10 protein-coding genes are annotated in these 8675 nt (G+C 57.9%); 5 read left to right on the plus strand and 5 right to left on the minus strand.

Going from position 1 to position 8675, the window contains the following annotated elements; translation table 11 throughout:
- The 5 genes from pcaG (at position 1) to pcaC (ending at position 4728) form a co-directional block, all read left to right on the plus strand.
- Positions 1–567: a protocatechuate 3,4-dioxygenase subunit alpha gene (pcaG, locus tag PMI22_RS09060; RefSeq protein WP_007947290.1), complete on the plus strand. Its 567-nt coding sequence runs from the start codon at positions 1–3 to the stop codon at positions 565–567.
- Between the two features lie 239 nt (positions 568–806).
- Complete coding sequence (locus PMI22_RS09055; RefSeq protein WP_007947291.1) at positions 807–2111, plus strand: MFS family transporter; 1305 nt, start codon at positions 807–809, stop codon at positions 2109–2111.
- Positions 2112–2157: 46 nt separating this feature from the next.
- On the plus strand, positions 2158–3522 hold the full coding sequence (locus PMI22_RS09050; RefSeq protein ID WP_007947292.1) for a 3-carboxy-cis,cis-muconate cycloisomerase: 1365 nt from the start codon (positions 2158–2160) through the stop codon (positions 3520–3522).
- Positions 3523–3533: 11 nt separating this feature from the next.
- Positions 3534–4325 carry a 3-oxoadipate enol-lactonase gene (gene pcaD / locus PMI22_RS09045; protein ID WP_007947293.1) on the plus strand — a complete coding sequence of 264 codons (792 nt, stop codon included), beginning with the start codon at positions 3534–3536 and terminating at the stop codon, positions 4323–4325.
- A 10-nt stretch (positions 4326–4335) separates the two neighbouring features.
- A complete protein-coding gene (gene pcaC / locus PMI22_RS09040; RefSeq protein WP_007947294.1) occupies positions 4336–4728 on the plus strand; it encodes a 4-carboxymuconolactone decarboxylase in 393 nt (130 codons plus the stop codon).
- Positions 4729–4855: 127 nt separating this feature from the next.
- Here the strand turns inward: pcaC and PMI22_RS09035 are convergent, their stop codons facing one another.
- The 5 genes from PMI22_RS09035 to PMI22_RS09015 all read right to left on the minus strand — a co-directional run.
- Positions 4856–5677, minus strand: coding sequence for a methyltransferase domain-containing protein (locus PMI22_RS09035; RefSeq protein WP_007947295.1), 822 nt, complete (start codon positions 5675–5677; stop codon positions 4856–4858).
- Between the two features lie 37 nt (positions 5678–5714).
- Complete coding sequence (locus tag PMI22_RS09030; protein WP_007947296.1) at positions 5715–6476, minus strand: DUF3050 domain-containing protein; 762 nt, start codon at positions 6474–6476, stop codon at positions 5715–5717.
- A gap of 232 nt (positions 6477–6708) precedes the next feature.
- Entirely contained in the window at positions 6709–7083 is a 375-nt protein-coding gene (locus PMI22_RS09025; RefSeq protein ID WP_007947297.1) for a DUF1641 domain-containing protein, read from the minus strand.
- Between the two features lie 23 nt (positions 7084–7106).
- Entirely contained in the window at positions 7107–8297 is a 1191-nt protein-coding gene (locus tag PMI22_RS09020) for an NAD(P)/FAD-dependent oxidoreductase (RefSeq protein ID WP_007947299.1), read from the minus strand.
- Between the two features lie 190 nt (positions 8298–8487).
- Positions 8488–8675: OprD family outer membrane porin (locus PMI22_RS09015; RefSeq protein WP_007947300.1), on the minus strand; the 188-nt coding region annotated here is incomplete at its 5' end.

Below are 8675 nucleotides of genomic sequence, written 5' to 3' on the forward strand. Positions count from 1 at the left end.
ATGACGCTGAACGCGACCACGTCCCACACCGTCGGGCCGTATTACCACATCGGCCTGACCTGGCTGAACCGCGAAGACCTGACCGTTGCACAAACCCTCGGCGAGCGCGTGGCGATCACCGGGCAAGTTGTCGATGGCAACGGCGATGTCGTCAACGATGCGATGCTGGAAGTCTGGCAGGCCAACGCCGCCGGCAAATACGACCATCCGGAAGATGATCAGGACAAACCGCTGGACCCGAACTTCGAAGGCTTTGGCCGGGTGCCGGTGGATGCCGAAGGGCGCTTTCGTTTCACCACCATCAAGCCGGGTACGGTTGAAGGCCTGAAAGGCTCGACCCAGGCGCCGCACCTGGTGGTGCTGGTGTTTGCTCGCGGGCTGGTCAAGCACTTGCTGACGCGGATTTACTTCGATGGCGAGCCGGCCAACGTGGCGGATCCGCTGCTGGAATGTGTTCCGGCCGAGCGCCGCAGCACGTTGCTGGCGAAGCAGGATGCGTCGGGTGTCTATCAGTGGAATGTGATTTTGCAGGGCACTGATGCCGAGACGGTGTTCTTCGATTATTGAGAACACCGGAAATCCCTGTAGGAGTGAGCCTGCTCGCGATTGCGGAGTGTCATTGTGATCGTTCCCACGCTCTGCGTGGGAATGCCGCCATGAACGCTCCGCGTTCACTGTGACGCGGAGCGTCACGGGATGCATTTCCACGCGGAGCGTGGGAACGATCAGTGTGAATACGGCATTTGCGGAACGGGATTGTTGCGAAGTGTGTCTAGACTCTCAACGTCCCCATTGAGTGAAAAACAATGACTACGCCCACAGCTATTGAAGCTCATTACACCGGTGAAGAACGCAGCAAGCGGATCTTCGCCATTGTCGGCGCTTCGTCCGGCAACCTCGTCGAATGGTTCGACTTCTACGTTTACGCCTTTTGCGCGATCTATTTTGCGCCAGCCTTTTTCCCGTCCGACAACCCAACCGTGCAGCTGGTCAACACCGCTGGCGTATTCGCCGCCGGGTTCCTGATGCGTCCCATCGGCGGCTGGATTTTCGGGCGGCTGGCGGACAAGCACGGGCGCAAGAATTCGATGCTCATCTCGATTCTGATGATGTGCTTCGGTTCGTTGCTCATCGCTTGCCTGCCGACCTACAAGGACATCGGCGTCTGGGCCCCGATCCTGTTGCTGTTCGCACGTTTGATTCAAGGTTTGTCGGTGGGCGGGGAGTACGGCACCACCGCCACCTACATGAGTGAAGTCGCGCTCAAGGGCCAGCGCGGCTTCTTCGCCTCGTTCCAATACGTGACGCTGATTGGAGGGCAGTTGCTGGCGGTGTCGCTGGTGGTGGTCCTGCAACAGTTCCTCACTGAAGATGAGTTGCGCGCCTACGGCTGGCGGATTCCGTTTGTAGTCGGTGCGCTGGCTGCGTTGGTTTCGCTGTACCTGCGTCGTTCACTGAAAGAAACCAGCAGCAAGGAAATGCGCGAAAACAAGGACGCCGGCAGCATCAGTGCGCTGTTCCGCGACCATAAAGCCGCATTCATTACCGTGCTCGGTTATACCGCCGGTGGCTCGCTGATTTTCTACACCTTCACCACGTACATGCAGAAGTACCTGGTGAACACCGCCGGCATGCAAGCCAAGACCGCCAGCTACATCATGACCGGCGCGCTGTTCCTTTATATGTGCATGCAACCGTTCTTCGGCATGCTCGCGGACAAGATTGGCCGACGTAACTCGATGCTCTGGTTCGGCGCCCTCGGGACGTTGTGCACCGTGCCGATTCTGTTGAGCCTCAAAAGTGTCAGCAGTCCGTTCCTGGCCTTTGTGCTGATTACCGTGGCACTGGCAATCGTGAGCTTTTACACCTCGATCAGTGGCCTGGTAAAAGCCGAGATGTTCCCGCCGGAGGTGCGTGCCCTGGGTGTCGGCCTGGCCTACGCGGTGGCCAATGCGATCTTCGGCGGTTCGGCGGAATACGTTGCCCTGAGCCTGAAAGCCGTGGGCATGGAAAACTCCTTCTACTGGTACGTTACGGTAATGATGGCGGTGGCGTTCCTGTTCAGTTTGCGTCTGCCGAAACAGGCGAAGTATTTGCACCACGACCTTTGATCTTTACGCGCGGGCCTGACGGGCTCGCGCCTCCAGGGACTGTTTTATGAACGAGCGACCGGGCAATCAATTGTTCGATGCCTATTTCACTGCACGCGATATGCGTGAAGTGTTCTGTGATCAAGGCCGCGTTCAGGCCATGCTCGATTTCGAAGCCGCACTGGCCCGGGCCGAGGCGCGTGTCGGGCTGATTCCGCAAACGGCTGTCGCCCCCATTGAAGCCGCGTGTCAGGCCGGGCATTACGATTTCGCCGCCCTCGGCGAGGCCATTGCCACGGCAGGCAATTCCGCCATCCCATTGGTCAAGGCGTTGGGCAAGCAGATCGCAGCCAGTGATGCCGAAGCCGAGCGCTACGTGCATTTGGGTGCGACCAGCCAGGACGTGATGGACACCGGTCTGGTGTTGCAATTGCGTGAGGCGCTGGCGCTGATCGAAAGTGATCTGGCGCAACTGGGCGACACCCTCGCGACTCAAGCCGGACGTCATGTCGCCACCCCCTTGGCTGGCCGCACGTGGTTGCAGCATGCAACACCGGTCACCCTCGGCATGAAAATCGCCGGTTGGCTGGGTGCGGTCACTCGCAGCCGTCAACGTTTGCAAGAGCTCAAGCCACGTCTGTTGGTGCTGCAATTCGGCGGCGCCTCCGGAACCCTGGCCGCACTGGGCGAACAGGCGATGCCGATTGCTGAAGCCCTGGCCGAAGAACTGCAACTGACCTTGCCGGAGCAGCCTTGGCACACCCAGCGTGATCGTCTGGTGGAGTTTGGTTCGGTGCTGGGATTGATTGCCGGCAGCCTGGGCAAACTCGGCCGCGACATCAGCCTGTTGATGCAAACCGAGGCGGGCGAAGTCTTCGAACCATCGGCGCCCGGCAAGGGCGGTTCCTCGACCATGCCGCACAAGCGCAACCCGGTGGGCGCAGCGGTGCTGATCGGTGCGGCGACTCGCGTTCCCGGTTTGCTCTCGACCCTCTTCAGCGCCATGCCGCAAGAACACGAACGCAGCCTCGGTCTGTGGCATGCGGAATGGGAAACCTTGCCAGAGATTTGCTGCCTGGTGTCCGGCGGCCTCAAGCAAGCGTTGCTGGTGGCGCAGGGGATGGAAGTGGACGCGAATCGCATGGCGCGCAACCTCGATCTGACCCAAGGCCTGGTGCTGGCCGAAGCGGTGAGCATCGTCCTCGCCCAACGGGTCGGCCGCGACACCGCGCATCATCTGTTGGAACTCTGCTGCAAGCGTGCGGTGGCTGAACAGCGTCATCTGCGCGCCGTCCTCGGTGACGAACCGCAAGTGACCGCCGAGCTTTCTGATGCTGAACTTGATCGTCTGCTGGACCCCGCCCATTACCTCGGCCAGGCCCATACCTGGGTCGAGCGGGCGGTGGCTGAACATTCTGCGTTGACTGCCTGAAGGAGATTGCTGTGGCTTTTGTACAACTCGCCGAGGGCGAACTGCACTACCAACTTGATGGGCCTGAGGATGCACCGGTATTGGTGCTGTCCAACTCGCTGGGCACCGACCTGCACATGTGGGACGCGCAAATTGCGGCGTTCACCGAGCATTTGCGCGTGTTGCGTTTCGACACCCGTGGTCACGGCCAATCGCTGGTGACACCTGGCCCGTACAGCATTGAACAACTGGGCCGCGACGTGTTGGCGCTGCTGGATGCGTTGCACATTGAACGCGCGCATTTCTGTGGTTTGTCGATGGGCGGATTGATCGGCCAATGGCTGGGGATCAATGCCGGTGATCGATTGAACAAACTGGTGGTGTGCAACACCGCCGCGAAAATCGGCGACCCGTCGATCTGGAACCCGCGCATTGAAACTGTATTGCGCGACGGTCCGGCCGCGATGGTCGCGCTGCGCGATGCCTCGATTGCGCGCTGGTTTACCCCGGACTTTGCCGAAGCCAATCCGTCTGCCGCGAAGCGAATCACCGACATGCTGGCCGCCACTTCGCCTCAAGGCTACGCGGCCAATTGCGCGGCGGTGCGTGATGCCGACTTCCGTGAGCAGTTGTCTTCGATCAAGGCGCCGCTGCTGGTCATTGCTGGTACCGAAGACGCGGTCACGCCGCCATCCGGCGGACACTTCATTCAAGAACATGTGCAGGGCGCCGAATACGCAGAGTTCTATGCTGCGCATTTGTCCAACGTCCAGGCCGACGCTGCGTTCAGCGAGCGAGTGTTGGCGTTTTTGAACGCTCATTAAGGGGATTGTTGTGGACGAGAAACAACGTTACGACGAAGGCATGAAAGTCCGTCGCGCAGTGCTCGGCGACGCTCACGTCGACCGCAGCCTGACGACCCTGACCGAGTTCAACTCGGAATTTCAGGAGATGATCACCCGCCACGCCTGGGGCGACATCTGGACCCGCCCGGGCCTGCCGCGCCACACCCGCAGCCTGATCACCATTTCCATGCTGATCGGCATGAACCGCGAGGGCGAACTCAAACTGCACCTGCGCGCCGCCGCCAACAATGGCGTGACCCGTGGCGAGATCAAGGAAGTGATCATGCAGAGCGCGATCTACTGCGGCATCCCGGCGGCGAATGCGACGTTCCACTTGGCGGAGTCGGTTTGGGATGAGTTGGGGGTTGAGTCGCGGGAGTAACATTCGGTTTTTTTGTTGCCTGTACTGACGCCATCGCGGGCAAGCCACGCTCCCACAGGGGAATGCGTTTCAATTGTGGGAGCGGCGGTGCGACGATTCGACTTGCCCGCGATTCCGATGTCATGGCTTACACAGTGGCCACAATGAAAACCCGCTTGAACGGAAACAACGTATGCCCATCCCCCTCCTGCGGGTAATGCGCATGCACCCGCCTCATGAAGTGAAAGATGAACCGCGCCTGTTCGTCATCCTTCAATCCCTGCATTACCTCTCGTAACGCCGACACCTTGACCCAGTCATAAATCGGCGACTTGCCGTCGACGACCTGTAGCTGCTCGGTTTCCCAGATATCCAGCGTTGCACAGCGCGGCGCCAGCAGACGGTAGTAGTCCTCAAGCGACAACAATGGCCGCCGCGCCATGCTTTCACGTAGCTGCGGGGTGCCCAGCGGTTGCCCGTCGTGGCCACCACTGTCGAGGGTGTCGAGCATTAGCCGATACCACATCGCATCGCGCCAATCGGGCATGTGCGCCGCCAGACAACCACCCGGGTCCAAATGCTTGAGCAATCGAGGCAACAGCTGTGGATGATCGTCGATGAAATGCAGCACGGCAGCGGCAAACAGCAAGTCAGCGGGCTGTTCGGGTTGCCAGTTTTGCAGGTCGCACTGTTTCCATCGGGCCCTGATCGGCAGACTTCTGGACTCTTGAAGCATTTGCTCCGAACTGTCGATGCCCATCAAGTTCGCTCGGGGCCAGCGCTTGGCGAGAGCCTGCGTCGCTATGCCTGTGCCGCAACCCAGATCGTAGATGTGTTTGGGATTTTTGATGTCGACACGATCAAGCAGTTCATTCACCGGTCGTTGTCGAAGTCGGGAGAATTGCTGGTAGGCCTTGGCGTCCCAGTCGGTAGTGCTTACTGAAACCTTAAGCTCTCGTTGTGTGGGCATGAGGTGGTCCTCTCTATCCTTGAGTGGCAGTGAATGACTAGGCATATGCATCCGATTTTTTTATTTCTCGATAGATACCGTTCCATAACTTGATTCGGTGTTCGATCGCGTCAATGGCCGCTTGCAGTGCTTTTTCCCGCACCTGCGGCGTGATGATTAAACGAGACAGTATTTTTTGTGCGCCAGGGCCATGGTCGCCGCTGTCTACTTCGATGTGTCGATTAAGGTAATAAGTCAACTTCGGCGCTTGATGAGCCGTTAGCCCCCAGCGCTCCATTAGAGTTTGGAACATTTGGGGGATTGGGTCTTCACGGCCAAAAAGAAAGCTGCTGGCCACTTCGGCAGTTGAGCTGTTGCGCGCTGTCTTAATCGTATGTTTGACAAATGTCTTTACGTACGCCGGAGCGCGGGATTGGTCCAGTGACTTTCCGAGAGAGTAAGAGTGGGCAAATTGATGGATAAAGGTGTCGATTTTTTCAGTGGGTGCACTGACTTCAGTCATGGCATCGAGGTACAGTCGGAAATGACTGACCGGGTGGCCATCATGGCCAATATCCGATTCTTCACCGGTTATGATTTCATTGATGAGGCGAGCGCTGTCTTCATTCAGCACCGGCATCCAAGGCAGCTCTACACAGGTAAAGTCACGCTGCAGGCGTTTGGCCAGGCTCATGAAGTCCCATACTGCAAAGACATGGTGACTCATGAATATTCTGACGTGTTCGACCGAACGAATAGCGCCATAAATCGGGTGTTGAGCCAATCGATCCTGATACGGCCTGAGCTCTTGTTCAAACATGGGTTGCGTCCTTGCGAAGAGGTTTAAACGCGCTGTCCAGCACGGCGTTAAATGGCGATACGCGGTTGATGCAGGTCTGTAAAAAGTCGGTCGTGGTTGACGTCGGTAGATATTTTTCCTCAAGGAACTTTAGAAGTTTGGTAGGGGGGGATCTACTGTTAGAACTAACAGGTTTTAGGTTTTTTTAATAATAGAGTGGTATCCAATTAGTTCTAACTTAGTCTGCCGGCGGTTACAGTTGTCTTCCGATGACGTTCAGCGTTTTCAAGACAATAGCCACGCCTTTGCGTGTGTCCGGGTCGTTCAGCAATTTGATCAAGGCATAGGCTCCCGGTGGTGCCGGGGCGGCGGCGACCTCGGCTTTGGCCAGACGCACGGCATTGCCTATCATCCAGGTGGACGCCGTAGCGTTTTCGAACAGCTGCGCCAGTTTTTCCACCATCGCAGGGTCCAGCAGGTCAATCATGTCCGAGACCAGCGACAAGGCATCGACAATGTTGTCCAGCCGCCCACCGTCGATCAGCGGCTGAAGTTTTGCCATCAGGGCATTCCACCCCGGCGTACTGGTAGCACTGGCCCCCAGCGTTTCATCCGTCAGTTTATTCACTGTTCACTCCTCCCTGTGCAGGGTCAAAGTATTCCACGGGCAACCGCCCAATACAGGCCACGATTGAAGCCGTTCCTGAGCAAACCGCCGAGTTTGGTCGGCGGTGTCGGCAGCACGTCATGGGCGTAGTCGTACACCAGCGGCATACCGGCATTGAGGCCCATCTGCGCCACGGCCTGAACCCGTCCGTCATACACACTGTTGGGCGCGCCATGGCGAATCTCGGAGGCAATGTTATTGGCGATCACGGGTGCCTGGTTATGGCAGGCGCCCCCGGCCTTGCTCACCGGCAGGTCGACGGTGTCGCCAATCACGTAGACGTTTTCGAGGCCATAGACCCGTAACGTTTCGTGGTTGGTCGGCAACCAGCCTTCATCGTTCGGCGCTTGCGAGACGCCGCACTCGCGCACGGCCTCCACGGCGCAAATCGGCGGCGTTGCCATCAGGATGTCGAACGGTTGCGCATCGCCTTCTGCCGAGTAGGCGATCTTCTGATCCGGATCGACCCGGTCGAGGGTGAAACCGCGTTGGAAGTGAATATTCTTCTGTTCGAAAATGCCGGGCAATATTTCACCGGTAGGCCGTTGCAGAAACAGGCAGTTGCGCAGCAGCTGTGCGGTGGTCGGGTAGGTGTAGATGATTTCCACATGGGCGCGCACACCCCGACGCCGCAGGAAATCGTCGAGCATCAGCGTTGTTTCAACCGGGGCGATGCCGCATTGATGCGGCACGTTGGGAGTTTGCGGAAAGGACACCGTGATGAAAATCCGACCCTTTTTGATCGTGCTCAGGCGTTCAGCCAATTGTCGGGCGGGTTGATATTGGTAGAAGTGGTCGCCGGCTTCTTTCAAGCCTTCGATACGCTCTGGTGCGGGCACGCAACCAGTGGCAATGACCAGAAAGTCATAGTCATAACGCTTGCCGCAGCGGGTTATCAGACATTGGCCGGGAAAATCAAATCGCGTGACCTCTTCGATATGAAAGCTGATTTCCGGGCGCAACAATGAACGTTCCGGGCGTTTAAGTTCTTCTTCAAAGAACTGATTGAACGCCGCATACATGAACGCAGGTTTGTAGAAGTGATCGGGGGAATTGGACAGTAGTGCAATCGAGACTTCGCCGCGCAGGATTTCTGGATACAACTTGCTGACCAATTGATTGGCCAGCATGGTTCCACCTACACCGCCACCGACGATAACTATTCGCTTGCTCATACCTGACCTCCTTGGTCATGGCAGCTTCACGTACAGCATCCGGAGATAACGGAAGAAAAAGGGGCTCCTACATCAGGCTGGAGAATTTAAACGCACAGCCTGACTGTATCTGCGGTTGTACATACCGCCAGTACGAAGTGACCAGCGGTTAGCGCCGGCACTCCCTGAGCGTGAGTGCCGGCGCCGAGGTTTATAACAAACTGATCGGATAGTTGATGATCACCCGGTTTTCGTCGAACTCGTTGTTACTGTAGTCGCGGCGCATGGTCGAGTTGCGCCATTTGACGTTGAGGCTTTTCAACGGCCCGCTTTGTACGGTGTAGCCCAGTTCCGACTCGCGACCCCATTCCTTGCCGTCGGTGATGGTGCCGGTGTGGA

Source organism: Pseudomonas sp. GM21 (assembly GCF_000282215.1).
In the GTDB taxonomy this organism is placed as follows: Bacteria; Pseudomonadota; Gammaproteobacteria; order Pseudomonadales; family Pseudomonadaceae; genus Aquipseudomonas.

Coding starts and splice junctions, on each gene's coding strand:
- PMI22_RS09055 (WP_007947291.1), top strand. CDS start 807: ATGACTACGCCCACAGCTATTGAAGCTCATTACACCGGTGAAGAACGC.
- PMI22_RS09030 (WP_007947296.1), bottom strand. CDS start 6,476: ATGTTTGAACAAGAGCTCAGGCCGTATCAGGATCGATTGGCTCAACAC.
- PMI22_RS09020 (WP_007947299.1), bottom strand. CDS start 8,297: ATGAGCAAGCGAATAGTTATCGTCGGTGGCGGTGTAGGTGGAACCATG.
- PMI22_RS09035 (WP_007947295.1), bottom strand. CDS start 5,677: ATGCCCACACAACGAGAGCTTAAGGTTTCAGTAAGCACTACCGACTGG.
- PMI22_RS09050 (WP_007947292.1), top strand. CDS start 2,158: ATGAACGAGCGACCGGGCAATCAATTGTTCGATGCCTATTTCACTGCA.
- pcaG (WP_007947290.1), top strand. CDS start 1: ATGACGCTGAACGCGACCACGTCCCACACCGTCGGGCCGTATTACCAC.